This window comes from Serratia sp. ID 25-353 (assembly GCF_054792795.1).
The window spans coordinates 1,160,805-1,187,024 of sequence record NZ_CM139236.1; the positions used below are offsets into that span (position 1 = coordinate 1,160,805).

A 26,220-nucleotide genomic window follows, 5' to 3' on the forward strand; every position below is an offset into this window, starting at 1 on the left:
CTGCGCCTCTGGTGACGTTAAACAATCAACTGCTGCAGCTGTTGACAGGCTTCGTCATAGCCGCTGCGTTCAAAGATGCCCTGCTGCAGGTAGGCTTCCATCTGCGGATACAGCGTCATCGCTTTGTCCAGCAACGGATCGCTGCCTGCCGCGTAGGCGCCGACGCTGATCAGATCGCGGTTGCGCTGATAGCTGGCCAGCATCTGTTTGAAGGTGCGCACCCGGCGGTAATGCTCTTCGTCGATCAGCGACGTCATGGCGCGGCTGATCGACGCTTCGATGTCGATCGCCGGGTAGTGGCCGGCCTCCGCCAGGCGCCGGGACAGCACCACGTGGCCATCGAGAATCGCGCGCGCCGAGTCGGCGATCGGGTCTTGCTGATCGTCCCCTTCGGTCAACACGGTGTAGAAGGCGGTGATGGAACCGCCGCCGCTGATGCCGTTGCCCGCGCGTTCCACCAGCGCAGGCAGCTTGGCGAAGACCGACGGCGGATAGCCTTTGGTCGCCGGCGGCTCGCCGATGGCCAGGGCGATCTCACGCTGCGCCATGGCGTAGCGGGTGAGGGAGTCCATGATCAGCAACACATGCTGCCCGCGATCGCGGAAATCTTCGGCGATGCGGGTGGCGTAGGCCGCTCCCTGCATGCGCAGCAGCGGCGAAACGTCGGCCGGCGCGGCGATCACCACCGATCGCGCCCGGCCTTCGGTGCCGAGAATGTTCTCGATAAAGTCTTTGACCTCGCGGCCACGCTCGCCGATCAGGCCAACGACGATCACATCTGCCTGGGTATAGCGGGCCATCATGCCGAGCAGCACGCTCTTGCCGACGCCGGAACCGGCGAACAGGCCCATGCGCTGGCCGCGACCGACGGTCAGCAGGCCGTTGATGGTGCGCACCCCCACGTCCAACACCTGCTCGATCGGCGTGCGCTGCAAGGGGTTGAACGGCGCGGTGATCAGCGGCGCCCGGTAACCGGTTTCCGGTGAAGGCAGGCCGTCGAGCGGTTTGGCGCTGCCGTCCAGCACCCGTCCCAACAGCGCCGGGCCGAGCGGCAGCTGTTTGCCGGCGCTTTGGCCTTCCGGCGCGATGCGGGCGTAAACCCGTGCGCCCGGCACGATGCCTTCCACTTCTTCCAGCGGCATCAGGAACAGCCGCTGGCCGTTGAAGCCGACCACTTCGCTTTCCACTTCCTGCACCTCACCGGCGTCGTGCCGTTCGATGAGGCAGGTCGCGCCGAGCGGCAGCTGCAGCCCGGTGGCCTCCAGCACCAGTCCGGTGGCGCGGGTCAGGCGACCGTAGCGGCGCACCGTCGGCGCGCGGGCGATGCGCTTTTCCAGCGTATCCAGAGAGCTCAGCCAGCGGCCGAGACGCGCGGTCATCAGACGTCTCCCGGTGCTGCCAGGCGGCACAGTTCATGCCAGCGCGTTGCCAGGCTGGCGTCGAGATCGCCTTCCTCGGCGCTGACCTTGCAGCCGCCCGGATGCAGTTCGCCGTCCGCCAGCAGACGCCAGCCGTGCAGGCTGAGGGTGACCCCCAACTGTTGCTCGACGCGTGGGTAGTCGTCCGGGTGCACCCGCAGCTGCGGCTTGCCGTTGAACATCGGCTCCTGCTGGATCAGCTGTTGGATCTGCGCCAGCAGGGCGGTGCCGTCGCACACCGGCGGTTGGCCCAGCACCTGCTTGGCGGCGGTCAGCGCCAGCTGCATCAGTCGGGAGGCGATCACGCTGTCGAGCGCATCCAGCGTGTGCTGGAATTCGGTGACCAGCTGCTGCCAGTGGGCAGTCAGCGGCTGCTGCTGCTGCTGTGCTTCCAGCAGCCCTTGCTGGCGGCCTTCCTCCAGTCCGGACTGGAAACCGGCCTCATAGCCTTTTTGCTGGCCGTCGGCATAGCCCAGTTGCTGGCCCTGTTGCTCCGCCTGCAGGCGCAGCGTCGCCAACTGCTGCTGCAATTCGGCCTGTGCGTCCGGCGACGGATCGTCAAGTTCGAGATCCGGCAACTGCGGCAGTTCGAACGCCGGTTTCTGTTCGCCCAAATCGTTGAGCGACCAGGGCTGCCAGGGCAGGGTGTTAATGCGATCAGACATAGGTGTCCTCGCCGCCGCCGATGATCATTTCGCCGCTTTCCGCCAGGCGTCTCACCACCAGCAGGATGGCTTTCTGCTCGTTCTCCACCTGCGACATGCGCACCGGCCCACGGTTGGCCAGATCGTCGCGCAGGATGTCGGCGGCGCGTTGCGACATGTTCTTGAGGAACTTCTCGCGCAGCGGCTGCTCGGCGCCTTTCAACGCGATCAGCAGCGACTCGCCTTCCACTTCCTGCAGCAGGCGTTGGATACTGCGATCGTCGACTTCCACCAGGTTTTCGAACAGGAACATCTCGTCGATGATCTTCTGCGCCAGCTCGCCGTCGTATTCGCGCATCGCGTCGATGACCGCCTCTTCCTGCTGGGTTTTCATCAGGTTGATGATCTCGGCGGCAGTACGCACCCCGCCCATTTTGCTGCGTTTGAGGTTCTGGCCGTCGAGCAGGTTGTTCAGCACTTCGGTCAGCTCCGCCAACGCCGCCGGCTGCACGCCGCCGAAGGTGGCGATACGCAGCATCACGTCGTTGCGCAGGCGTTCGTCGAACAGGGCCAGGATATCCGCCGCCTGGCCGCGTTTGAGGTGCACCAGGATGGTGGCGATGATCTGCGGGTGTTCGTCGCGGATCAGATCGGCGGCGCTCTGCGGCTCCATAAAGTTGAGCGTTTCCATGCCGGTGGTGGTCTCGCGCGATTCGAGAATGTCTTCCAGCAGGCTGGCGGCGCGCTCTTCGCCCAGCGCCTTGACCAGCACCGAGCGCAGATAGTCGCTGGCGTTGACGCTCAGCGCCGCGTATTGCTCGGCGTCGTCTTCAAACTCGGTCAGTACTTCGCCGAGCTGTTTGTGCGAAACCTGGCTCATGCCGGCCATGGTGCCGCTCAGCAGCTGTACTTCGCGCGAGGAGAGGTGCTTGAACACCTCCGCCGCACGATCTTCACCCAGCGTCATCAGCAGGATGGCGCTTTTGTCGGTTCCGGTCAGGCTCATATCTCGTTACTCATCCATTGGCGGATTACCAGAGCGACCACGCGTGGGTCTTTGTCAGCCAGATCGCGGATCCGCTGGCTCTGGACTTCTGCGCTGACGCGCTGCTGCGATTTACGACGCTGCGCCAGCTCCTCGTTGCTCGGTTTGCTGCTGTCGACCGCTTTGGCGGCAGGGGCGTTGGCGGCGGCGACGGCGGCCTGTTGCGCCGCCTGGCGCTGTTGCAGCTGCGGCCGCACCAGTTTGCGCCACAGCAACCAGGCCACCAGCAGCACCAGCAGATAGCGGCCCGCGTCGATCAGGCGATCGATAAACGACTGGCTTTGCCAGAACGGCAGTTCGCCACCGGTCACCTGACTGTCGGTAAACGGCGTGTTGACCACGTTCAGGGTATCGCCACGGCTGCTGGAGTAGCCCATCGCTTCACGCACCAGCGCTTCGATCTGCGCCAGCTGCTCTTTGCTCATCGGCTGCGGTTTGCCGTCTTTATCGGTGCCCAGATAGTTGACCACCACGGCGACCGACAAACGTTGCACGGTGCCGGCTTTTTGCTGGGTATGGCGAATGGTGCGGTCGAGCTCGTAGTTGGTGGTCGCGTCGCGACGGGTATTTTGCGGTACGCCGTTGGCCGCCGCGCTGCGGGTGGTCGCGGCGTTTTGCGCGGTGGCGTTGGCATTGTTGCCTGCCGCGGTGGCCGGCTTGGCGGTCTCAATCGGCGCCGTGGCAGGCGCGCTTGGTTGGTTGGACAGTGCGCCCGGCACGCCGCCTACCTGTGGCCCGCCGATCTGCTCGCTCAGGCTGGTTTGCTGAGAGCGGATAGCGGCTTTGTCCGGCTGTTGGTTCGGTTGGTACTGTTCATCGGTTTGTTCGCGAGTGGCGAAGTCAATCTGCGCCGTGACCTGCGCACGCACGTTGGCGCTGCCGACCACCGGGGCGAGGATCGCTTCGATGCGGCGCTGGAAGCCGTTTTCCACTTCGTTGGCGTATTTCAGCTGCGAGGCGTTGAGATCGCGCCCGGTGCCGTCGGACTGCGTCAGCAGGCGACCGGCCTGATCGACCACGGTCACGTTGCCCGGCGGCAGGCCGGCGACGCTGCTCGACACCATATAAACGATGGCGTTGATCTGGCCATCGTCCAGCGCACGGCCGGGTTGCAGGGTCAGCGTCACCGACGCGGAAGGGGATTTCTGTTCGCGCACGAACAGCGAAGGTTTAGGCAGCGCCAGGTGAACGCGGGCGTTTTGCACCGGCCCCAGCGATTCGATAGTGCGCGACAGCTCGCCTTCAAGGGCGCGCTGGTAGTTGATCTGCTCGCTGAACTGGCTGATGCCGAATTTTTCCTGATCCAGCAGTTCGAAGCCGACGGCGCCACCCTTCGGCAGCCCTTGCTGCGCCAGACGCAGACGGGTTTCATGCACTTTTTCCGCCGGGATCAGCAGCGCCGCGCCATTTTCGGCAAAGCGGTAAGGGATGTTCATCTGCGTCAGTTGAGTGACGATGGCGCCACCGTCGCGGTCGTTCAGATTGCTGTACAGCACGCGGTAGTCGGGGCTTTTCACCCACAACAGCAGCGCGACGACGATCGCGATCGCGGCGGAAGCGGCGACCAGCAACGGAATTTTCGGGTTGGCGCGCAGACGATTCCAGATGGCCTGCAGGCCGTTGTCGCGGCTTTCGCCGGCGGTTATCGAAGCACTCATTTTAGGTCTCGTCCTTCAATGGCGCTCACGATCCCGTATGGGCCGCTGAGCAGCTCCCTGCCAGGCTGATGAACGGTATGGTTAGCGTTGTGTGACAAAACAGACTCCCTGATACACATATCTTCTAAATAGCGGCGCTCCCATTTCTGGGCAGGCCATTATTCGCCTTATCAGACGATTCCGATTGCCCGATAAGCCGGGTTTTTTGCAGTTAATTAGCCGCTTTAGGTCTGAAAACGCTGTGCTAGGGTGTGCATCATTGGAGAAGTGCAGGGTGAAACGTCACCCGGCGAGACGAGATGATTGAGGATCAGATGGCGATTCAGGGCATTGAAGGGGTACTGCAGCAGATGCAGACCATGGCGGTTCAGGCCGGCAAGATGGGGCAAAATGCGGCGCCGCAGGGCGTCAGCTTCGCCAGCGAACTGACCGCGGCGCTCGGCAAGATCAGCGAGACCCAGCAAACGGCGCGCAAACAGGCGCAGGATTTTGAACTGGGCGCGCCGGGCATCAGCCTGAACGATGTGATGGTCGATCTGCAGAAATCGTCGGTCTCGCTGCAGCTGGGCGTGCAGGTGCGCAACAAGCTGGTGGCGGCCTACCAGGACATCATGAATATGCCGGTGTGATGAGCATGCCGCTCATTTTGCAGTGACATTTGGGCTGGCGCTGTTACCCTATAGCGACGGTTATTTATCAGGATAGGATGATGTGCAAATCGCTGTGTCTTGCTCTGGGCATCATGGCGCTGTCAGGATGCGCCGGGCAAAACGATGATGATTCATCGGCCCAAAAAAACGCGGCTCATCAGGAAGCCGGCAAGGAATGGAAAGCGTTTGTCGCGCCGCTGTCCGTGAAAACGCAGTCACCCGGTGAGCGAGAAATGAAACGCGTCGCCCGGCAATACTGACGCCGAGACCCCAGCCGATGAACAAAAAAAACCAGCTATCGAAATAGCTGGCTCAAAGTGCGATAAAACTTTATGTGATGTAGGTGCGTCGACGCCCGTTCTGGGTGACGTCAACGCGGTTATCATATTTGTTATGTTATAACAAATCAATACTGCCGTGCGTTTGCCTCAGTCCGCCAATTCCGCAATCCGCTGGTGGGCGTTCGCCAGCCCCTGCGCGAGGCCGTGCGGTTTCATATCCAGCCCTTCGGCATAGATAAATTGAACGTCGCCGATCCCCATCAGCCCCAGCACCGACCGCAGATAGGGCGTCACGGCGTCGGTCGGCTGGCCGGCGTGTACGCCGCCGCGTGAACTGAATACCAGCGCATTGACGCCGTCGACCAATCCGACCGGGTAGGTGGCGGTATAGTTGAACGTTACCCGGGCGCGGGCCACCAGATCGAACCAGTTTTTCAGCTGGGTCGGGACGTTGAGGTTGTACATCGGCGCCCCGATCAGCAGCAGATCGCTCCCTTTCAGTTCGGCAATCAGCCGATCGGAAAGCGCCAGCGCCGCTTTGGCGCGTGGGCTGGTGTTTTCCGCGCCGCGCAGCGCACTGAACAGCTCGCCGTCCAATACCGGCAGGTCCAACGCCGTCAGATCGTGCTCGATGATCTGGTCTTCGTGCCCGTTGGCCCGACGTTCCACCAGATAGCGATCAATCAGGTTATTGGTCTGCGAGTCGTTTCCCATAATGCTGGATTTGAGCACCAGTATTTTTTTCATACGGTTGTCCTCTGACGGTCATCTGTAGTTTTCACCGGGAATTCCGGAATGACTGCAGGTTATCATTGCTTGATGTTCACCAGTGGTGATAGGTTTTCACTTAATTGATTCCAATTTGGAAACGGTAAAATGAAAAGCGATCTCAGCGCGCTGCCGGCTTTTGTCGCCGTGGCGGAAGGCGGCAGTTTTGCCGCCGCCGCAGAAAAACTGCATCTGACGCGCTCTGCGGTCAGCAAAATCGTGTCGCGGCTCGAGGCGCGGCTCGGCGTGATGTTGTTTATGCGCACTACGCGCAGCCTGAGCCTGACGGATGAAGGGGTGCTGTACTACGAGCACTGTCGGCAGGCGTTGGCGAACATTCAGGCGGCGGAAAATCAGCTGGACAGCGGCAAGATGCAGGTCAGCGGCCGGCTCAGGGTCTCAGTGCCGGTGTTGTTCGGCCACCTGTGCATCGCCCCCTTGCTGACGGCGCTGGCGAATGAGCATCCGTTGCTGGCGTTGGAAATCTCGTTCAGCGACCGCAGGATCGATCTGGTCGACGAGGGGTTCGATCTGGCGGTACGCATCGGCGAGCTGGCGGACAGCGGCAGTCTGGTTGCCCGGCGTCTGGGTGAACACGGCATGCTCCTGTGCGCTTCGCCCGATTATCTGCAGCGCTGCGGCGAACCGCGCACGGTAGACGCCTTAAGCCGACATCAGGCGGTGGGGTATCTGCACGCCGGCGCCGTGTTGCCCTGGCAACTTCGCGGCGAAAACGGCGAGCTTCGGCCGTTCAGGCCACCGGCCAAGATGATGATGGACGATATGCAGGGGATCGTCGATGCCGTTTCCGCCGGCGCCGGTATTGCCTGGCTGCCGGAGTGGCTGGTACGCGATCGGCTGGTGGCGGGGGCGTTGGTGGAGCTCATGCGTGGTGAGTCCAGCCCCAGTTTTCCGGTGAATGTGGTATGGCCGTATATGCCTTACCAGCCGCTTAAGGTACGGCTGGCGGTGGACAAATTGGTGGCGGAGCTGCCGGGGAAATTGGCGCTTGTGGCGCCGGCGGTATCGCACCGGTAATGGCTGGTGCCACAATCAACAGGAAATGGGCGCTAATGTTCCGAATAGAGGGACGAAAACGGCGCTGTCAGGCTCATTGACTGCGCAGGTGGCCGTTTATTATGGCCTGATTAGTAGGGTTATTATTCGAGGCAGGTCAATGAGCACGAAAAGCGAATCCAGATGGCGCCTGATCAGTATTTTAATGCTGACGGTACTCGTCGTATTAATTGGCATTCTGGTTAAACTGGATTGAAGTCTGACCAGGCGATAAAAGCCTGGCCATTTTATTGTGCGGCAAGTAAGCGCATCATGTCTTCTTCATACGGCAATGCTAACAGCCACAGCCCCAACAACATTGTTGCCAGAGAAAATAATCGCTTTTCATTACGCATCGTTTAATTTGCTCTTCGACGATTTGACGTTGCGTAGCCTATCTCAGCGTTGTGACAACGGTTAGGGACCTGTGCCAAATAAAGCCATTTTGTTGCGCGTCCAGTTATGTTTCTCCGGCGGCTATCGTTTCGGTTCCCACGGGGCCAGGTTCCATAATCCTTTGATGACCGCGAATAGCGGTAGGGGCGAAACCGAAGCGTTTGCGAAAACGTTCGGCGAAACGTGATGCGCTTTCATAGCCGACATGTTGCGCGATGGCGGAGATCGGCCAGTCGGTCGACTGCAGCAGGGCCAACGCACTGCTCATGCGCACGTCGATCATCAGGTTGCGCAACGCGGTATTTTCCATCGAGAGTTTGCGGCGCAGCATCACTTCGCTCATCGACAGGCTTTCCGCCACTTTGGCGGCCGTCCAAATGCTGTGTGGATCGGTTGCCAGGCAGCGACGCACGCGCTGCGTCAGGTCCTTGGCTTCGTTGTGGATGAAGCGAATGCCGAATTGGGCCAGCCACAGCAGAATTTCCAGCATTTTGTGCCGCACGATGATGGTGGGAAAACGCTGCCGAAGCGCCAGCGCCAGGCTGGTGGTCTCAAAACTGTGTTTCAAAGCGCAGGGCAGGCTGCGCAGCGCCAGAACGGCATCAAACGGCATCGGCGCCGGCGCTTCCTCGGCTGGAGGCTGAATAGTGAGCAGCAATGGGTCGCAGGTCAGCAACTGGCAGCTGAACACCCCCTCTTCGGAGGGGCCGTTAATAATATCCACTGTTTGCCCCCCGTCGATAATCAACAGTTCGCCGGCATGAGCCACCACCTCGTGTTGTTGCCAGCGTACGCGCTTATGGCCTTGTTGTATCAGATACAGGTGTGGTTGCTCAAAATAGACTGAAGGGAATAATAATTCAGTATGCTGAATGATGTGCGCTGAGGCGCCAATTCCTGGACAGAGATTAATTGTACGTTCCATCGATATTCATTTCGCAGCCATTATCTGAGAATATCTTTACGCTTTGATCCGCGTTGGAGCAACATTTTTCCATGGGCCGTGAAACACAGCGGCGTGTTGTATCTATCAAAAATCAATTTCCTGCTGAACAGAAAACGTCCGTGTCGGGATAATGTTTATCCATTAAAGTGAGAGCCAGGCTCGAAGCGCGCATTTTACCAATTACCCATAAACTGAATAATTCAAATGCCATAGATTAATATCCTAACGTAACCCGAGAGTAATAGCGCATAGTGCTATTTAATCCATTTTCGTCAGTATTGTCGATCTTATCGGACCTGCGGTTCCCCCAGTAACAGCGCACGGTCATGAAACTGGCCGTAGGTATTGTTGACCACGTTCTGGCGCGTGGACTGTTCGATCAGCATTTTCAGCTCATCCATGCGCTGCTGTAACAGGCGTTTGAGCTCGGTTTCGTTGTCGAGGATCTGTTGCAGCTTATTGCGCAACATCTCCTGCAACGCCATGGAAGGGCCGGCTTGCCCGGTAAAGGCGGCGGTTTTTTCCACCGCCGTCACGTAAGCGAACTCGAGCTCGACGAGCTCTTCCCAGCGCCCGGTTTGCGCCAGCGCGATCATCTGGCTGCTCAGGCTGTAAATTTGTTGATAAGCGGCTAACAGCTGCTGTTGACGTTCCATTACACGGCGTCCTGCGAAGGTTGGTAGTTGGGGCCGATCTGGCGCCAGGCGTCGGCGATGTTTTCCAGCAGTTTGACCACTTCGGCGATCGCCGCTTCGTCGTTGTGCAGGTTGGCCTGCATCAGACGCCGCTTCATATAGTCGTACAGCGCCGCCAGGTTTTCGGCGATCTCGCCGCCCTGCTGAGGGTCGAGGCCGCTTTTCAGGCCGTTATCGATGATATTGATGGCTTTGGACAGCGCCATACCTTTGCCGGCGATATCGCCCTGGTTCATCAGGATGCGTGCGCGAAGCAGGGCGCTGAGCGCCCCGTCGAACAACATCACGATTAACTGGTGCGGGCTGGCGCTCATGGCGCCGCTTTCCAGACTGACCTGTGCATAGGCCTGAGTGCCGCTACGGTTATACATGCTGTTTTCTTTACCTTGTTAAAGGGTTACTTGAACTGTTGAGCCAAATAGTTACTGGTGCCGTTCATTTTCGACATCATGGTATCCAGCTGAACGAACTGTTGTTTATAACGATCGATGGTGTTCTGAATGCTGGCGGTGACCGTGGTGATCTGGCTGTTCAGGCGATCGAGGTTGGTGTTGATGCTTTTGGTCGAGTTCTCGATGATGCCGCCGGATTTGATGTAGCTCTGGATCTCGTTGTGGATCTCGGTGGCCATGCCGGTGTCTTTGCCGTTGCCGACGAAGAAGTTACTGACCTGATCCGGTTTTTCATCCATCGCTTTCTTCAGCTTGGTGCTGTCGATTTCCAGTTTGCCGGTCTTGGTGTTGGTGGAGATACCGAGGTTGCCCAAGCCTTTCAAATCCGGGTTGTCTTGCGCGGCACTGAGGGCGCTTTTGATCGACGACTGAACGCCGCGCAGGGTGTTGTCGCCGAGCAGCGGACCGTTGCTCGGGTTTGGCGCTTCGCCGGTTTTCACCGGGGTGTACTTGGACAATGCGTTGAAGGTGTCCAGCAGTGAGTTATAGCTGTCGACCCATTCTTTGATCTTGTCGGTGGTGCCGGCGGTGTTGGTACTGATCACCAGGTTTTGTGGCTCGGTGTCTTTGGTTTTGGTTTTCAGATCGATGGTAACGCCCTGCAGGGCATCGCTGATCGAGTTGGTGCTGCGCTTGATATCCGTGCCGTTCACTTTCAACAGCGCATCTTGCGGCTCAACCGTCTGCTTCATGGCGGTGGTGGTGCCGCGGGTGGCGTTGTAGTTCAGGATATCGCCCAGTTTGTCGTCATTGTCGACCTGGAGGGAAATCTTGTTGTTCTCGCCGGTGGTGGAGGAGCTGATCGCCAGCTGATAGTCGTTGTCGCCGACGCGCATGATGCTGGCGGTAACGCCGGCCTTGGCGCCGTTGATGGCGTCGCGCAGCTCCAGCAGCGAGGTTTGATCGTCGCTGAGCGGGATTTTGGTGGCTTTCGGCGGGTTGCCGGCGGTGATGGTCAGAGCGCGGTCGGTGGCGCTTTCGGTGCCTAACTTGGCGCCCTGATCGCTGACTTTCGCCTGAGTGGTCAGGGTTTGCGCCTGCGCCAGCTGCTTCACTTCCACCACGTAGTTACCCGGCACCGCTTTGGCGTTGGTGGTGATCTTGAAAGCGTCGTGTTCGGTGGCGGTCGTCGCCTTGAAAAAGTCTTCTTTCGCCATCTCTTTGCTGAGGTTGTCGAACTTTTCCAGTGCGCCTTTCAGGGTGCCGTAACCGGTCAGCTGCGCGTTATAGCTCGACTGTTTGGTGGTGTAAGGGGTCAGGCGCTGCTGTTCCGCTTTGGTCAGCTTATCCAGCAAGCCGTTGAGGTCGAGTCCTGAGCCGAGACCTAATGAACTGATCGTTGCCATGAGTAATTCTCCTTGATTATGACTTTATTCGCTTTACGCGTTATCGGCCCAGTGATGAAAAAGTTTACCGAAAAAAACAAAAAACCGATGGCGCAATAGAAGAGGGAAAAAACGCGTTATTTCCGCCATTGCCGAAAGCGCAAAAAATTTTAAAAAATTGCTAAAGGTTGGTAGGGGAGGGCCGATACCTGAGGGGACGGTGGTTGACGCCGTGGGCAAATAAGCCCGAACCTTTTTAACTGTGTTGCGAAGAACGCAACTGACTCGTAAGGAAAGCAAACAATGGCACAAGTAATCAACACTAACAGCCTGTCGCTGATGGCGCAGAACAACCTGAACAAATCTCAGTCTTCTCTGGGCACTGCGATTGAGCGTCTGTCTTCCGGTCTGCGTATCAACAGCGCGAAAGACGATGCTGCGGGTCAGGCGATCTCCAACCGTTTCACCGCGAACATCAAAGGCCTGACTCAGGCTTCCCGCAACGCCAACGACGGTATCTCCCTGGCGCAGACCACTGAAGGCGCACTGAACGAAGTTAACGACAACCTGCAGAACATCCGTCGTCTGACCGTACAGGCGCAGAACGGTTCCAACTCCTCCAGCGACCTGAAATCCATCCAGGACGAAATCACTCAGCGCATGTCGGAAATCAACCGTATCTCCGAGCAGACTGACTTCAACGGCGTGAAAGTGCTGAGCAGCGATCAGAAACTGACCATTCAGGTTGGCGCTAACGACGGCGAAACCATCGATATCGACCTGCAGAAAATCGACTCCACTAAACTGGGTCTGGATGGCTTCGACGTGACCAATAAAGGTCCTAAACTGGGTGCAGAAGTTACCGGTACTGTGAACGTAGGCGGTAAAGATCTGACTGTTGACGCAATGGCTACAGGTAAGAAACTGTTCTCTGGTAAAGATGCTACTGGCAAAGATACCTTCTACGTAGAAACTACCGATAAAGGTGTTAAAACTTACAAAGAAGCAACCATTGCTGAAGATGGTACAACAGGTAAAGCAAAAATCACCGAAGGCACTACTGACGTTAAGATGGCAGATCCTCTGGCTACCCTGGACAAAGCGCTGTCTCAGGTTGACGGCCTGCGTTCTTCCCTGGGTGCGGTACAGAACCGTTTCGATTCTGTTATCAACAACCTGAACAGCACCGTTAACAACCTGTCCGCTTCTCAGTCCCGTATCCAGGATGCTGACTACGCGACCGAAGTGTCCAACATGAGCCGTGCCAACATCCTGCAACAGGCTGGCACCTCTGTTCTGGCACAGGCTAACCAGTCTACTCAGAACGTTCTGTCCCTGCTGCGTTAATCGTCTCTCCCGATTAACTGTCGCAAAGGAACCCCGCCTCGGCGGGGTTTTTTTATGCTCGCGCACCGCGCGGTTATTACATGGCGCAAATAAAGCCCGTTTTGTGCGACTGTTCAGCCGATTGGCATTCTGCCCCCTACGCATAATAGCGCTGACTCTCTTATCCGCAGGTTTAAGACATAGTGAGCGATCTGTATACCGCCGAAGGCGTGATGGACAAAAATTCTCTCTGGCTGCGCTACGTCCCGTTAGTGCGCCACGAGGCGCTGCGCCTGCAGGTCAGGCTGCCCGCCAGCGTGGAGCTTGACGACTTGCTGCAGGCCGGGGGAATCGGGCTATTGAACGCCGTTGAGCGTTATGACGCCCTACAGGGAACCGCCTTTACCACCTATGCGGTGCAGCGCATTCGCGGCGCGATGCTCGACGAGCTGCGCAGCCGCGACTGGGTGCCGCGCAGCGTGCGGCGCCACGCGCGCGAGGTCGCGCAGGTGATGCGGCAACTGGAACAGCGTTACGGCCGCCCGGCGAGCGAGACGGAAGTGGCGCAGACGCTGAATATCTCGCTGGATGAGTACCGTCAAATTCTGTTGGACACCAATAACAGCCAGCTTTTCTCCTACGACGAATGGCGCGAGGAGCATGGCGAGAACGCGGAACCGATGCTGGAAGGGCATGAAGAGGCCAACCCGCTGCATCACCTGTTGGAAGGCAGCCTGCGCCAGCGGGTGATCGACGCCATCGAGGCGTTGCCGGAGCGCGAAAAAATGGTGCTGACGCTGTATTACCAGGAAGAGTTGAATCTCAAAGAGATCGGCGCCGTGCTGGACGTCGGGGAATCCCGCGTTAGCCAACTGCACAGTCAGGCGATCAAACGGCTGCGCGCGCGGCTGGCGAACGATACCTGACGGCGGCCCGCCGCCCCTCAACTCGATGACTCATGCGACAACCGGACTGCCCCTTATGCCAGGAATACTGTTGAAGAAACGGCCGCTTAGCCGTTACCTGAAAGACTATAAGCACAGCCAGACCCATTGCTCCCAGTGCGGTAAGTTATTGGACCGCATGGCGCTGGTGTTTCGCGGCAAAATCATCAATAAAGAAGCCATCGCGCGCATGGATCAGCCGATCGACGATGCGGTCTGGCAAAACGTGCAGCATGAGCTGACCGCGCTGTGCCGCTTTTGCAGCGAGATCTCCTGCAACAGCCACCCGAGCTATTTCGATATTATGGCGTTCAAACAGTATCTGTTCGAACAGACCGAGATGAGCCACAGCACCATCCGCGAGTATGTGGTGCGGCTGCGCCGGCTGGACGAAATGTTGGTGGCGCGCAACTACCCAGCGGACAAGTTCGCCAACTGTGCCAGTCACCAGCGTATCATCGACGATCTGCCTAGCGCGGCGCACAACAACTACCGCATAGCGCTGCGCAAATACGATCAGTACCTCGCCTGGCAGCGCAGCTACTGAGACTTTCCCCGGCCGTTGGGCCGGGGCCCGCTGTTTCCCCCGTGATAAAGGATGATTATTCAGTTCACATCTGATAAATCTATCGCTTATCTGATGTCGATATTCGATTCCCTGGGGGGAAGAAGTGAACCTGCAACAACAACTGGCGCAATTTCCGCGTCTGGACCTGGTTGGCACCGCCACACCGCTGGAAAAGCTGTCCCGTCTCTCCGATTACCTCGGCCGCGATATTTACCTTAAACGTGACGATGTCACCCCTATGGCTATGGGCGGCAACAAGCTGAGAAAGCTTGAGTTTCTGGCCGCCGATGCGCTGCGACAAGGCGCCGATACGCTGGTCACCGCCGGCGCCATTCAATCCAACCACGTGCGCCAGACGGCGGCGGTGGCGGCGAAACTGGGCCTGCACTGCGTCGCGCTGCTGGAAAACCCTATCGATACCCGTGCGGAAAACTACCTGACCAACGGCAACCGCCTGTTGCTCGGCCTGTTCAACGCCGAGGTGGTGATGTGCGAAGCGCTGCACGATCCGCAGCAGCAGTTGGCGGAACTGGCGATGCGCCTCGAGGCGCAGGGCTTCCGGCCTTACGTGGTGCCGGTGGGTGGCTCCAATGCCCTGGGCGCGCTGGGATATGTGCAGTGCGCATTGGAAATCGCCGAGCAGAGCCAACGTAGCAACGTGGCGTTCAGTTCGGTGGTGGTGGCGTCCGGCAGCGCCGGCACCCACGCCGGGCTGGCGGTGGGGCTGCAGCAGCTGTTGCCGGAGACTGAGCTGATCGGCGTGACGGTCTCGCGTACCGTGATCGATCAGCTGCCGAAGGTGGAGCAGATCCAAAAAGCCCTGGCCTGTTCGCTGAATATCGATGAACTGGCGCCGATCGCGCTGTGGGATGATTATTTCGCGCCGCAGTACGGCATGCCGAACGAAGAGGGCATGGCGGCGGTGCAACTGCTGGCGCAGCAAGAAGGCGTGTTGCTGGATCCGGTATACACCGGCAAAGCGATGGCCGGTTTGATCGACGGCATCGCCCAGCGGCGCTTCCGCGATGAAGGCCCTATTCTGTTCGTTCACACCGGCGGTGCCCCGGCGCTGTTCGCCTATCATCCGCAGGTGTAAATACCGCTTGTTATTCCATTTTGAACTATATTTATAAGGTTATATTCCTTTATGCGGGCGGTCGCACTGTTAAAGTGCTGATATCAAAAAAGATAAATAACACACAGGGGTGTTTATGATGTTTGCGAAAGTTCGTCGTCAATGGCTGTTGGGCGTGGTGGGTATTGCGTTGGCCGCCGGTGTGACGACTCAAACCTATGCCGCCGACAATCTGCTGCAGCAGGTGAAACAGCGCGGCACGCTGATCGTCGGGCTGGAAGGCACCTATCCGCCGTTCAGCTTCCAGGGGGAAGACGGCAAGCTGACCGGTTTCGAAGTGGATTTCGCCAACGCACTGGCGGAACATCTGGGCGTGAAAGCCAAGCTGAACCCGACCAAATGGGACGGCATGCTGGCTTCGCTGGATTCGAAGCGCATCGACGTGGTCATCAATCAGGTGACGCTCTCCGATGAGCGCAAGAAGAAATATGATTTCTCCACCCCTTACACCGTTTCCGGGATTCAGGCGCTGGTGAAAAAAGGCAACGAAGGCACCATCACCAAGCCGGAAGATCTGAAGGGCAAGAAGGTCGGCGTTGGACTGGGCACCAACTATGAGCAATGGCTGCGCGAGAATGTGCAGGGCGTGGACGTGCGTACCTACGACGACGACCCGACCAAGTATCAGGATCTGCGCGTTGGCCGTATCAACGCCATTCTGGTGGATCGCCTGGCGGCGCTGGATCTGGTGAAGAAAACCGGCGATACGCTGGCGGTAGCCGGCCCGGCATTCTCTCGTCAGGAGTCCGGCGTGGCGCTGCGCAAGAACAACCCAGAGCTGCTGGCCGCGATTGACCAGGCGATCGCCGAGATGCAAAAAGACGGCACGATGGCGAAGATCTCCGAGAAATGGTTTGGCGCGGACGTAACTAAATAATGCACGAAAGTATTCAACTGGCGCTGGATTCAGCGCCATTTTTATTGAAGGGCGCAATACTGACGCTTCAGCTCAGCCTGGGCGGCATGGCGCTGGGGTTGCTGCTCGGTTTTCTGCTGGCGCTGATGCGCCTTTCGCCGCTGTGGCCGCTGGCGTGGCTGTCGCGCATTTACGTGTCGCTGTTCCGCGGCACGCCGTTGATCGCCCAGCTGTTTATGATCTATTACGGTCTGCCGCAGTTCGGCATCGAGTTCGATCCTTTCCCGGCGGCGCTGATTGGCCTGTCGCTCAATACCGCCGCCTACACCTCGGAAACGCTGCGCGCGGCGATTTCGTCGATCGACAAAGGCCAGTGGGAAGCCGCCGCCAGCATCGGGATGACCCGCTGGCAAACCCTGCGCCGGGTGATCCTGCCGCAGGCGGCGCGCACCGCCTTGCCGCCGCTGGGCAACAGCTTCATCGGCCTGGTGAAAGACACCTCGCTGGCCGCCACCATTCAGGTGCCGGAACTGTTCCGCCAGGCGCAGCTGATCACCTCGCGCACGCTGGAAGTGTTTACCATGTACCTGGCGGCATCGCTGATTTACTGGGTGATGGCGACCCTGCTTTCCGCACTGCAAAACCGTCTGGAAGCCCACGTTAATCGCCAGGATCAGGAGTAACGCATGAGTGCCATCGAAGTTAAGCAATTGACCAAGCAGTTCAAGGGTCAGACGGTGCTGCATGGGATCGATCTGGCGGTGGACGCCGGCGAAGTGGTGGCGATCATCGGGCCGAGCGGCTCGGGGAAAACCACCTTATTGCGCTGCATTAACCTGCTGGAGGAGCCGGATTCCGGCACCATTCGCGTCGGCGATATCCTGATCGACGGCAGCAAGCCACTGAGCAAGCAGAAAAATCAGGTGCGGGCGCTGCGTCAGCAGGTCGGTTTCGTATTCCAGAACTTTAACCTGTTCCCGCACCGTTCGGTGTTGGAAAACATCATCGAAGGGCCGGTGGTCGTCAAGGGCGAGGCGAAGGCCAGCGCGGAACAGCGCGCCCGCGCGTTGCTGGCCAAGGTGGGCCTGAGCGGCAAAGAGCAGGCTTATCCACGCCGGCTGTCCGGCGGCCAACAGCAGCGGGTGGCTATTGCGCGCGCGCTGGCGATGCAGCCGGAGGTGATTTTGTTCGATGAGCCGACGTCGGCGCTCGATCCCGAACTGGTGGGGGAAGTGCTCAATACCATGCGCTCACTGGCGGATGAGAAACGCACCATGGTGATCGTCACCCATGAGATGAGCTTTGCCCGCGACGTGGCCGACCGGGTTATCTTTATGGACCACGGCCGCATCGTTGAACAGGGCCCGGCCAAAGCGCTGTTCGCCAACCCGCAGCACCAGCGCACTCAGCAATTCCTCGACAAATTCCTGAATCAATAAGGCGGCGGGGGGAACTTCCCCCGTCCGCATTCACTCCGTTTTCAACAATGCGTTTCGCGCGGCGGCGGCGAGAAACCCGCTGCGGCTACCGTATCCCTGATATTGCCGAACCCGAGAGTCAATGCGACTCGTAGCGTTCTGCCGCGGCTTGCAAGCAGATTAATCCGTTCTGAGCTCACCCTGTTGTTATCGCCCATAGAGGCGCCACATCCTCATGCAAGGATAACAAGACGCTAACGGCTGACCGGGCTGCGGGCAATAAAAAACCCTGCACAAGTGCAGGGTTTGCGTCGCGGTGAGCCAATCAGGCGGCAATGCATGGCCGCCTTGACGATGCGTTAACCGATGGTCATCAGGCTGGCGTTACCGCCGGCGGCGGCGGTGTTGACGCTCAGCGAACGCTCGATCAGCAGGCGTTCCAACAGGATGTTGGTTTCACCGTGAGCGAAGCCCTGCACCGAGACGATGGCGCCGCCGCGCTGCGCGATCTGTTCGCACAGGGTACGCAGCTGGTCGGCATCGCCGTGATAGATGGCGGCGTCGAACTCGACCTTGTCCTGCTGCCAGTCTTTGCTGAAGGCAATGCGCGCCTGCACATCGTTCGGCAAGCGGCGGAACAGATTGCGCTGCAGTTCCGCTTCCGGCCACAGCACGCAGCTGCCAACCGCCAGCACGGCGGCCAGTTGGATCAGCGCGTCGGCTTCGTTATCCGCCAGGCACAGCACGCGTTCACGCGGCAGCAGGGCATAGGTATTGCGCTCGCCGGTCGGGCCCGGCAGCGGACGTACGGTGCCGCCCTGGCCCAGTTCCGCATAGCGCTGCGCCAATGCCGCCAGTTCGCCTTGTTGGCTGGTGATCGCCCATTTCTCCAGCGATTGCAGTGCGCCCAGCAGTTGCGGCCGCGCGGTGGCTTCCATCGGGCGCTCTTCGTCCTGACGGTGCAGCGTACGCTGCAGTGCGTCGTCCGGACGGTTGGCCAGCAGACGGTACAGGTACAGCGGGCCACCGGCTTTCGGGCCGGTGCCCGACAGGCCTTCGCCGCCGAACGGCTGCACGCCGACCACCGCGCCGACCATATTGCGGTTGACGTACAGGTTGCCGACCTTGGCGCGTTCGGTCACCCGGGCGATGGTTTCATCGATACGGGTATGAATACCCAGCGTCAGGCCATAACCGGCGGCGTTGATCTGATCGACCAGCGCGTCCAGATTGTTGCGCTGGAAGCGCACCACGTGCAGCACCGGGCCGAAGATCTCTTTTTGCAGCTCGTCGAAGCTGTCGAGTTCGATCAGCGTCGGCTTGATGAAGGTGCCACGCGCCCACTCCTTCTCATCCTGCGCGCTGCCTTTGGCGGCCTGGTACACCTTGCGGCCTTTGGCGCGCATCGCCTGGATGTGGCGTTCGATGCCGGTTTTGGCTTCGGCGTCGATCACCGGGCCCACGTCGGTAGACAGGCGCTCCGGATTGCCCATGCGGCATTCGGCCATCGCGCCGCGCAGCATTTGCAGCGTGTGTTCGGCCACGTCTTCCTGAATGCACAGGATACGCAGCGCGGAGCAGCGCTGGCCGGCGCTGTCGAAGGCGGAGGCCACCACGTCGGTCACGACCTGTTCGGTCAGGGCGGAAGAGTCGACGATCATGGCGTTCAGGCCGCCGGTTTCGGCGATCAGCGGCGTCGGGCGACCCTGCGGATCCAGACGACCGGCGATGCTGCGCTGCAGAATACCGGCGACGTCGGTGGAGCCGGTAAACATCACGCCGCGTACGCGGGCGTCGTTGACCAGCGTTGAGCCGACGGTTTCACCCTGGCCCGGCAGCAGCTGCAGCACGCCTTGCGGAATGCCGGCTTCCAGCAGGATACGCACCGCCTGCGCGGCCACCAGCGGCGTTTGCTCGGCCGGTTTGGCCAGCACGCTGTTGCCCGCCGCCAGCGCGGCGGCGATTTGGCCGGTGAAGATCGCCAGCGGGAAGTTCCACGGGCTGATACAGACCACTGGGCCCAGCGGGCGGTGGCTGTCGTTGGCGAAATCGTCGCGTACCTGGCCGGCGTAGTAGTGCAGGAAATCGACCGCTTCACGCACTTCGGCGATGGCGTTGTTGAAGGTTTTACCCGCTTCGCGCACCAGAATACCCAGCAGGCTTTGCAGCTGGCTTTCCATCAGCTCGGCGGCGCGTTCGAGGATCGCGGCGCGCTCCGTCGGCGGTGTCGCGAACCAGATTGGGCCGGCGGCCGCGGCGGCGTCGAGCGCACGGCTGACTTCGTCTTCGGTGGCTTCACGCACGTAGCCGACCACATCGCCCGGCTCGGCCGGGTTGATCACCGGTTGCTCCACGCCCTGATCCAATTCGGCGTCGATGATAGGTTCCGCGCGCCACGGATGGCTGGCGCTGGTGAGCAGGGCGCTGGAGAGCGAGGCCAGACGCTGTTCGTTGGACAGATCCAGACCGCTGGAGTTGGTGCGCTTCTCGCCGTACAGCTCGCGCGGCAGCGGAATGCGCGGGTGCGGCAGGCCAATCTGACCTTCGCTGGCCGCCAGCGCTTCCACGGCGCTGACCGGATCGGCCACCAGCTCGTCGAGCGGCAGGGTGGCGTCGGCGATGCGGTTGACGAACGAGGTGTTGGCGCCGTTTTCCAGCAGGCGGCGCACCAGGTAAGCCAGCAGCGTTTCATGGGTGCCGACCGGCGCATAGATGCGGCAAGGGCGGTTCAGTTTGCCGTCGGCCACTTTACCCACCACCTGCTCATACAGCGGCTCACCCATGCCGTGCAGGCACTGGAACTCATACTGGCCAGGGTAGTAGTTGTTGCCGGCCAGGTGATAGATGGCGCTCAGGGTATGGGCGTTGTGGGTCGCGAACTGCGGATAAATCAGGTTCGGCACCGACAGCAGCTTGCGGGCGCAGGCCAGGTAGGAAACGTCGGTATAGACCTTGCGGGTGTAGACCGGGTAGCCTTCCAGGCCGTCCATCTGGGCGCGTTTGATTTCGCTGTCCCAGTAGGCGCCCTTCACCAGACGGATCATCAGGCGACGGCGGCTGCGTTGCGCCATGTCGATCACGGCGTCGATGGCGAACGGACAGCGTTTTTGGTAGGCCTGGATCACGAAGCCGATGCCGTTCCAGCCGGCCAACTGCGGCTCGAAGCACAGTTTCTCCAGCAGATCGAGCGAGATCTCCAGGCGGTCGGCCTCTTCGGCGTCGATGTTGATGCCGATATCGTACTGGCGTGCCTGCAGGGTCAGCGACAGCAGACGCGGGTAGAGTTCTTCCATGACGCGTTCGTACTGCGCGCGGCTGTAGCGCGGGTGCAGGGCGGACAGCTTGATGGAAATGCCGGGGCCTTCATAGATGCCGCGGCCGTTGGAAGCTTTGCCGATGGCGTGGATCGCCTGCTGGTAGGAAACCAGGTAGGCCTGCGCGTCGGCTTCGGTCAGGGCGGCTTCGCCCAGCATGTCGTAGGAGTAGCGGAAGCCTTTTTCTTCGAGCTTGCGCGCGTTGGCCAGCGCTTCGGCGATGGTTTCACCGGTTACGAACTGTTCGCCCATCAGGCGCATCGCCATGTCCACGCCTTTGCGGATCAGCGGTTCGCCGCTCTTGCCGATAATGCGGTTCAGCGAACGGGACAGATTGGCTTCGTTATGCGTGGACACCAGTTTGCCGGTGAACAGCAGGCCCCAGGTCGCGGCGTTGACGAACAGCGATGGGCTGCGCCCCAGGTGCGAGTGCCAGTTGCCGTTGCTGATCTTGTCGCGGATCAGGGCATCGCGGGTCGGTTTGTCCGGAATGCGCAGCAGCGCTTCCGCCAGGCACATCAGCGCCACGCCTTCTTGCGAAGAGAGGGAGAACTCTTGCAGCAGGCCTTGCACCATGCCGGCGCGGCCGTTTGCACTTTTTTGGTTACGCAACTTCTCGGCGATGCCATAGGCCATTTTGTGAGTGGCCTGAGCAAGATCGGCGGGTAATCGCGCCTGTTCGAGCAACATCGGCACCGCTTCGGTCTCCGGGCGACGATAGGCGGCGGTGATGGCGGCGCGGGTGACCGACTGCGGCAGAATTTGTTCGGCGAAATCGAGGAATGGCTGGTGTGACTCTTCCTGCGCTTGCGGCATAATGTCGTCCGCTTCAGGCTGGCCCGCAGCGGCCAGCGCGGGAATTTCAGGAATATCGGAACCGCTCTCGAGACGCTCGAGGTAATTAAAGATGGCCTGCTTGATGAGCCAGTGCGGCGTGCGATCGATACGCTGTGCGGCGCTCTTGATCCGGTCGCGTGTTGCCTCGTCGAGTTTCACGCCCATTGTGGTAGTGCCCATGCCAATCCAACTCCTGTGTTTAGAACCTATCCCATCAGGCTAGACAAACAGCAGGCCGGAAAGCCTGTTGGGATAGGTTCGTGAGATGTGTGGTGTCAAGAATGCAGACAATATCCTGCATGTTGCAACTTTGTGCAACCTTGTTAAATCAGGCTGATGAGCGAAGTGTGAGTTTCATCGATTTTTTAACATCGGCAGTTGGCACGAATGTTGCGTTATTGAGCGAATGCGGCGGGGGTTATGATGCCGCAGGCGTTATACCTTGCGGTATATAAGGGTAATAAGAGGGTGCAACTCATTTTATTTGTCGTGAGTGCAACCTTCGGGCCCGGTAAATGTGACGCAGGGTAAACTTTGTGTAACTTTGTTGTTAAATATCTTGTTGGTTGATGAAAGGCTCATCTAGGATAACCGACGGTCAACAATTACGGGCAGAAACTATTTTACCTGCACTTGCTTGCAGGCTGCGCCACGTTCCGGCGCGGCGGCCAGTAAAATGCATTGCGCGTGGGTTTACCGGCGCCGGCTTGGCCGGAGCGAAACGCGAATAATAATGAAAGTGGAGAATTAAATGACAATGAGCACACCTATGCTGGTGACCTTCCTGGTGTACATTTTCGGGATGGTGCTGATCGGCCTGCTTGCCTACCGGGCAACCAACAACTTTGATGACTATATTCTCGGCGGCCGCAGTTTGGGCAGCGTGGTGACCGCGCTGTCCGCCGGCGCTTCCGACATGAGCGGCTGGTTGCTGATGGGCCTGCCGGGCGCCATCTTCCTCTCCGGCATTTCCGAAAGCTGGATCGCCATCGGCCTGACCATCGGCGCTTACCTGAACTGGAAACTGGTGGCAGGAAGGCTGCGCGTTCATACCGAAGCCAACAACAACGCCCTGACGCTGCCGGACTATTTCACCAGCCGCTTTGAAGACAACAGCAAGCTGCTGCGGGTGATCTCGGCCATCGTCATCCTGGTGTTCTTCACCATTTACTGCGCCTCGGGTATCGTAGCCGGCGCACGCCTGTTCGAAAGCACCTTCGGCATGAGCTACGAAACCGCCCTGTGGGCCGGTGCCGCGGCGACCATCCTCTATACCTTTATCGGTGGTTTCCTGGCGGTGAGCTGGACCGACACCGTGCAGGCCAGCCTGATGATTTTCGCGCTGATCCTGACGCCGGTGATCGTGATTTTCGCCGTCGGCGGCATCGATACCTCGATGCTGGTGATCCAGGCGCAGAACCCGGCCAACCTCGACATGCTTAAGGGGCTGAACTTCGTCGCCATCCTGTCGCTGCTGGGTTGGGGCCTGGGCTACTTCGGCCAGCCGCACATCCTGGCGCGTTTCATGGCGGCGGACTCCCACCGCACCATCCGCAGCGCGCGTCGCATCAGCATGACCTGGATGATCCTGTGCCTGGCCGGCACCATCGCCGTCGGTTTCTTCGGCATCGCTTACTTCGCCAATAACCCGGATCAAGCCGGTAACGTGTCGCAGAACGGCGAACGCGTGTTCATCGAACTGGCGATGTTGCTGTTCAACCCATGGGTGGCGGGCGTGCTGCTGTCGGCGATTCTGGCGGCGGTCATGAGTACCCTGAGCTGCCAGCTGCTGGTGTGCTCCAGCGCGATCACCGAAGACCTGTACAAGGCGTTCCTGCGCAAAGGCGCCAGCCAGCGTGAGCTGGTGTGGGTCGGCCGCGTGATGGTGCTGGTGGTGGCGCTGATCGCCATCGCGCTGGCGGCCAACCCGGAAAACCGCGTGCTGGGCCTGGTGAGCTATGCCTGGGCCGGTTTCGGCGCCGCCTTCGGCCCGGTTGTGCTGATCTCGGTGCTGTGGTCGCGCATGACCCGCAACGGCGCGCTGGCCGGCATGCTGGTCGGTGCGGTGACGGTGATCGTCTGGAAACAGTACGAATGGCTGGGCCTGTATGAAATCATCCCAGGCTTCATCCTGGGCTGCCTCGCGATCGTGGTAGTGAGCCTGATGGGCCGCCAGCCTTCCTCCACCATGACCGAGCGTTTCGATCAGGCGGAAGCCGAGTACAAAACGGTATAACGCCGTTCGATGTCAGTCAGCAAGGGGCGCGCAGAGCGCCCCTTCTTTTTTCCTGTTTACCACCGTCATCCGGCTGTAACACCTGGCGACATTTGATTAGAAAAAATCACGCTTGCGCCTCTTGTATTTCTTCTTGGCAGAATGATAATCACTCTCGTTGTATTTTACGTTTCTTTACAGAGTTGCCGCCGCTCATTTCGAGTCAGTTTTCTCTGCCGCCGCGGTCTTTTCAGGGGTGATTATTTATGTTCGTTCCCTTTCTTATCATGTTCCGCGAGGGGCTGGAGGCTGCGCTGATCGTCAGCCTGATCGCCAGCTACCTGAAACGCACGCAGCGCAGCCAATGGCTCGGTGCGGTGTGGATCGGCGTGATTGTCGCCGCGGCGCTGTGTCTGGCGCTCGGCATCTTCATCAATGAGACCACCGGCGAGTTCCCGCAGAAACAGCAGGAGCTGTTCGAAGGCATCGTCGCGGTGGTGGCGGTACTGATCCTCACCTATATGGTGTTTTGGATGCGTAAGGTGTCCAAATCGGTCAAGGTGCATTTGGAAGGCGCGATCGATCACGCGCTCAACGCCGGTAAAGGGCAGGGTTGGGCGCTGGTGGCGATGGTGTTCTTCGCCGTAGCGCGCGAAGGGCTGGAGTCGGTGTTCTTCCTGTTGGCGGCGTTTCAGCAAGACGTGGGCGCCGCGGCGCCGATCGGCGCGGTGCTCGGCCTGGTGGCCGCCATCGTGCTGGGCATGATGATTTACTGGGGCGGGGTGAAGCTGCACCTGGCCAAGTTCTTCAAATGGACCAGCCTGTTCATTCTGTTCGTCGCCGCCGGCCTGGCCGCCGGGGCGATCCGCGCCTTCCACGAAGCCGGTCTGTGGAACCACTTCCAGGCTATCGCCTTCGATTTCAGCAGCACCCTGTCGACCCATTCGCTGTTCGGCACCCTGCTGGAAGGTATTCTCGGTTATCAGGAAGCCCCGACGGTCAGCGAAGTGGCGGTCTACTTCCTGTATCTGATCCCGGCGCTGATTTTCTTTTTCCTGCCGCAGCGCGCGGAGCCGGCAGCGGCCCCGGCGCAACGTAAAATCAATCATTAATGTTTAATAGGGAATCTCGTATGTCTACTCCGTTATTTCGCCGCAAGGCGTTGCACGCAGCATTACTGGCTATCCCGGCGTTTGCGCTGAGCATCGACGCGTTGGCGGCGGACGTGCCGCAGGTCAAGGTCACGGTCAACGACAAGCAGTGTGAACCGATGCAGCTGACGGTGCCGGCCGGCAAGACGCAGTTTGTGGTGCACAACACCAGCCAGAAAAACGTCGAATGGGAAATCCTGAAAGGGGTGATGGTGGTGGAAGAGCGCGAGAACATCGCGCCGGGCTTTACCCAGAAAATGACCGCCACGCTGGAAGCGGGCGAATATGACATGACCTGCGGGCTGCTGAGCAATCCGAAAGGCAAACTGACCGTCACCGCGGCGGCCAACGGCGCTACCGACGGCAAACCGAGCGCGCTGGATCTGGTTGGCCCGATTGCCGAGTACAAAGTCTACGTCACCAAAGAAGTCGATGGGCTGGTGAAACAGACCAAGCTGTTCACCGACGCGGTGAAGGCCGGCAACGTGGAGCAAGCGCGCAAGCTGTACGCGCCGACCCGCCAGCACTATGAGCGCATCGAGCCGATCGCCGAGCTGTTCTCCGATCTGGACGGCAGCATCGACGCCCGTGAAGACGACTACGAGAAGAAATCGGCGGATCCGAACTTCACCGGTTTCCACCGTCTGGAGAAGGCGCTGTTTGCCGACAACTCGACCAAGGACATGGGCAAATATGCCGATCGTCTGTATCACGACACCGTTGAACTGCAAAAACGCGTGAGTGAACTGACCTTCCCGCCGAGCAAAGTGGTGGGCGGCGCCGCCGGGTTAATCGAAGAAGTGGCGGCCAGCAAGATCAGCGGTGAAGAAGACCGTTACAGCCGCACTGACCTGTGGGATTTCCAGGCTAACGTCGACGGCGCGCAGAAGATCGTCAATCTGCTGCGCCCGCTGCTGGTCAAAGCCAACAAGCCGCTGCTGGACAAGATTGACGCTAACTTCAAAACCGTGGACACCATTTTGGCGAAGTACCAAACCAAAGAGGGCTATGAGTCCTATGAGAAGCTGAGCGATGCCGACCGCAACGCGTTGAAAGGGCCGATCACCACGCTGGCGGAAGACCTTTCCCAACTGCGCGGCGTGTTGGGCCTGGACTGAGGCA

Annotated in this window: 23 protein-coding genes and 1 pseudogene; 13 read left to right on the plus strand and 11 right to left on the minus strand. The window is 59.7% G+C overall.

All coding sequences use genetic code 11. From position 1 onward, the window contains the following. Nucleotides 1-17 precede the first annotated feature (17 nt). Genes fliI through fliF form a run of 4 tightly spaced genes read right to left on the minus strand, consistent with a single transcriptional unit; the run spans nt 18 to nt 4,765 of the window. Nucleotides 18-1,379: a flagellar protein export ATPase FliI gene (fliI, locus tag ACYF6X_RS05580; protein ID WP_130018227.1), complete on the minus strand. Its 1,362-nt coding sequence runs from the start codon at nt 1,377-1,379 to the stop codon at nt 18-20. Then, nucleotides 1,379-2,083, minus strand: coding sequence for a flagellar assembly protein FliH (gene fliH / locus ACYF6X_RS05585; RefSeq protein ID WP_130018228.1), 705 nt, complete (start codon nt 2,081-2,083; stop codon nt 1,379-1,381). The genes fliI and fliH overlap by 1 nt, the downstream gene beginning before the upstream one ends. Beyond that, entirely contained in the window at nt 2,076-3,068 is a 993-nt protein-coding gene (gene fliG / locus ACYF6X_RS05590; protein WP_060420814.1) for a flagellar motor switch protein FliG, read from the minus strand. Before fliG ends, fliH begins: the two co-directional genes overlap by 8 nt. Beyond that, nucleotides 3,065-4,765: a flagellar basal-body MS-ring/collar protein FliF gene (gene fliF / locus ACYF6X_RS05595; RefSeq protein WP_130018229.1), complete on the minus strand. Its 1,701-nt coding sequence runs from the start codon at nt 4,763-4,765 to the stop codon at nt 3,065-3,067. Before fliF ends, fliG begins: the two co-directional genes overlap by 4 nt. A gap of 314 nt (nt 4,766-5,079) precedes the next feature. On the opposite strand from fliF, the gene fliE reads away from it, so the two are divergent. Beyond that, on the plus strand, nt 5,080-5,394 hold the full coding sequence (gene fliE / locus ACYF6X_RS05600; protein WP_004934773.1) for a flagellar hook-basal body complex protein FliE: 315 nt from the start codon (nt 5,080-5,082) through the stop codon (nt 5,392-5,394). An 80-nt stretch (nt 5,395-5,474) separates the two neighbouring features. Continuing rightward, on the plus strand, nt 5,475-5,675 hold the full coding sequence (locus ACYF6X_RS05605) for a hypothetical protein (RefSeq protein WP_063990253.1): 201 nt from the start codon (nt 5,475-5,477) through the stop codon (nt 5,673-5,675). A 168-nt stretch (nt 5,676-5,843) separates the two neighbouring features. Here ACYF6X_RS05605 and ACYF6X_RS05610 read toward each other — a convergent pair whose 3' ends face one another. Continuing rightward, nucleotides 5,844-6,443, minus strand: coding sequence for an FMN-dependent NADH-azoreductase (locus ACYF6X_RS05610; RefSeq protein WP_130018230.1), 600 nt, complete (start codon nt 6,441-6,443; stop codon nt 5,844-5,846). 129 nt (nt 6,444-6,572) lie between these two features. Here ACYF6X_RS05610 and ACYF6X_RS05615 point away from each other — a divergent pair, with 129 nt between their 5' ends. After that, nucleotides 6,573-7,502 carry a LysR family transcriptional regulator gene (locus tag ACYF6X_RS05615; RefSeq protein ID WP_107226374.1) on the plus strand — a complete coding sequence of 310 codons (930 nt, stop codon included), beginning with the start codon at nt 6,573-6,575 and terminating at the stop codon, nt 7,500-7,502. Nucleotides 7,503-7,980: 478 nt separating this feature from the next. Here the strand turns inward: ACYF6X_RS05615 and ACYF6X_RS05620 are convergent, their stop codons facing one another. From ACYF6X_RS05620 to fliD, 4 genes are all read right to left on the minus strand, one after another. Beyond that, nucleotides 7,981-8,841 (minus strand): helix-turn-helix transcriptional regulator, encoded by an 861-nt coding sequence (locus tag ACYF6X_RS05620; protein WP_130018231.1) that lies wholly within the window; start codon nt 8,839-8,841, stop codon nt 7,981-7,983. 308 nt (nt 8,842-9,149) lie between these two features. Then, a complete protein-coding gene (gene fliT / locus ACYF6X_RS05625; protein ID WP_004934765.1) occupies nt 9,150-9,518 on the minus strand; it encodes a flagella biosynthesis regulatory protein FliT in 369 nt (122 codons plus the stop codon). After that, on the minus strand, nt 9,518-9,928 hold the full coding sequence (fliS, locus tag ACYF6X_RS05630) for a flagellar export chaperone FliS (RefSeq protein WP_004934758.1): 411 nt from the start codon (nt 9,926-9,928) through the stop codon (nt 9,518-9,520). The genes fliT and fliS overlap by 1 nt, the downstream gene beginning before the upstream one ends. 26 nt (nt 9,929-9,954) lie before the next feature. Next, nucleotides 9,955-11,355 (minus strand): flagellar filament capping protein FliD, encoded by a 1,401-nt coding sequence (gene fliD / locus ACYF6X_RS05635; protein WP_063990248.1) that lies wholly within the window; start codon nt 11,353-11,355, stop codon nt 9,955-9,957. 282 nt (nt 11,356-11,637) lie between these two features. On the opposite strand from fliD, the gene ACYF6X_RS05640 reads away from it, so the two are divergent. From ACYF6X_RS05640 to tcyN, 7 genes are all read left to right on the plus strand, one after another. Beyond that, complete coding sequence (locus ACYF6X_RS05640) at nt 11,638-12,681, plus strand: flagellin N-terminal helical domain-containing protein (RefSeq protein WP_107226373.1); 1,044 nt, start codon at nt 11,638-11,640, stop codon at nt 12,679-12,681. 182 nt (nt 12,682-12,863) lie between these two features. Next, nucleotides 12,864-13,586, plus strand: coding sequence for an RNA polymerase sigma factor FliA (locus ACYF6X_RS05645; RefSeq protein WP_004934752.1), 723 nt, complete (start codon nt 12,864-12,866; stop codon nt 13,584-13,586). Between the two features lie 55 nt (nt 13,587-13,641). Continuing rightward, nucleotides 13,642-14,151: a flagella biosynthesis regulatory protein FliZ gene (gene fliZ / locus ACYF6X_RS05650; RefSeq protein WP_033647756.1), complete on the plus strand. Its 510-nt coding sequence runs from the start codon at nt 13,642-13,644 to the stop codon at nt 14,149-14,151. A gap of 124 nt (nt 14,152-14,275) precedes the next feature. Then, complete coding sequence (locus tag ACYF6X_RS05655) at nt 14,276-15,268, plus strand: D-cysteine desulfhydrase (protein ID WP_019452928.1); 993 nt, start codon at nt 14,276-14,278, stop codon at nt 15,266-15,268. Nucleotides 15,269-15,383: 115 nt separating this feature from the next. After that, the gene (gene tcyJ, locus ACYF6X_RS05660; protein WP_063990245.1) at nt 15,384-16,184 is read left to right on the plus strand and encodes a cystine ABC transporter substrate-binding protein; all 801 of its coding nucleotides are present in this window, start codon (nt 15,384-15,386) and stop codon (nt 16,182-16,184) included. After that, nucleotides 16,184-16,846, plus strand: coding sequence for a cystine ABC transporter permease (tcyL, locus tag ACYF6X_RS05665; protein ID WP_041035592.1), 663 nt, complete (start codon nt 16,184-16,186; stop codon nt 16,844-16,846). Before tcyJ ends, tcyL begins: the two co-directional genes overlap by 1 nt. 3 nt (nt 16,847-16,849) lie before the next feature. Next, nucleotides 16,850-17,602 (plus strand): L-cystine ABC transporter ATP-binding protein TcyN, encoded by a 753-nt coding sequence (gene tcyN, locus ACYF6X_RS05670; RefSeq protein WP_130018232.1) that lies wholly within the window; start codon nt 16,850-16,852, stop codon nt 17,600-17,602. Nucleotides 17,603-17,632: 30 nt separating this feature from the next. Here tcyN and ACYF6X_RS05675 read toward each other — a convergent pair. Beyond that, a pseudogene (locus tag ACYF6X_RS05675) lies at nt 17,633-17,731 on the minus strand (type II toxin-antitoxin system HicB family antitoxin); the annotation flags it as partial. 209 nt (nt 17,732-17,940) lie between these two features. Further along, nucleotides 17,941-21,912, minus strand: coding sequence for a trifunctional transcriptional regulator/proline dehydrogenase/L-glutamate gamma-semialdehyde dehydrogenase (gene putA, locus ACYF6X_RS05680; RefSeq protein ID WP_460925263.1), 3,972 nt, complete (start codon nt 21,910-21,912; stop codon nt 17,941-17,943). A gap of 571 nt (nt 21,913-22,483) precedes the next feature. Here putA and putP point away from each other — a divergent pair. The 3 genes from putP (at nt 22,484) to efeO (ending at nt 26,216) form a co-directional block, all read left to right on the plus strand. Beyond that, nucleotides 22,484-23,968, plus strand: a complete 1,485-nt coding sequence (gene putP / locus ACYF6X_RS05685; RefSeq protein ID WP_063990243.1) for a sodium/proline symporter PutP — start codon at nt 22,484-22,486, stop codon at nt 23,966-23,968. A 245-nt stretch (nt 23,969-24,213) separates the two neighbouring features. Beyond that, nucleotides 24,214-25,059: an iron uptake transporter permease EfeU gene (gene efeU / locus ACYF6X_RS05690; protein ID WP_063990242.1), complete on the plus strand. Its 846-nt coding sequence runs from the start codon at nt 24,214-24,216 to the stop codon at nt 25,057-25,059. A 20-nt stretch (nt 25,060-25,079) separates the two neighbouring features. Next, nucleotides 25,080-26,216 carry an iron uptake system protein EfeO gene (efeO, locus tag ACYF6X_RS05695; RefSeq protein WP_063990241.1) on the plus strand — a complete coding sequence of 379 codons (1,137 nt, stop codon included), beginning with the start codon at nt 25,080-25,082 and terminating at the stop codon, nt 26,214-26,216. Nucleotides 26,217-26,220: the final 4 nt, after the last annotated feature.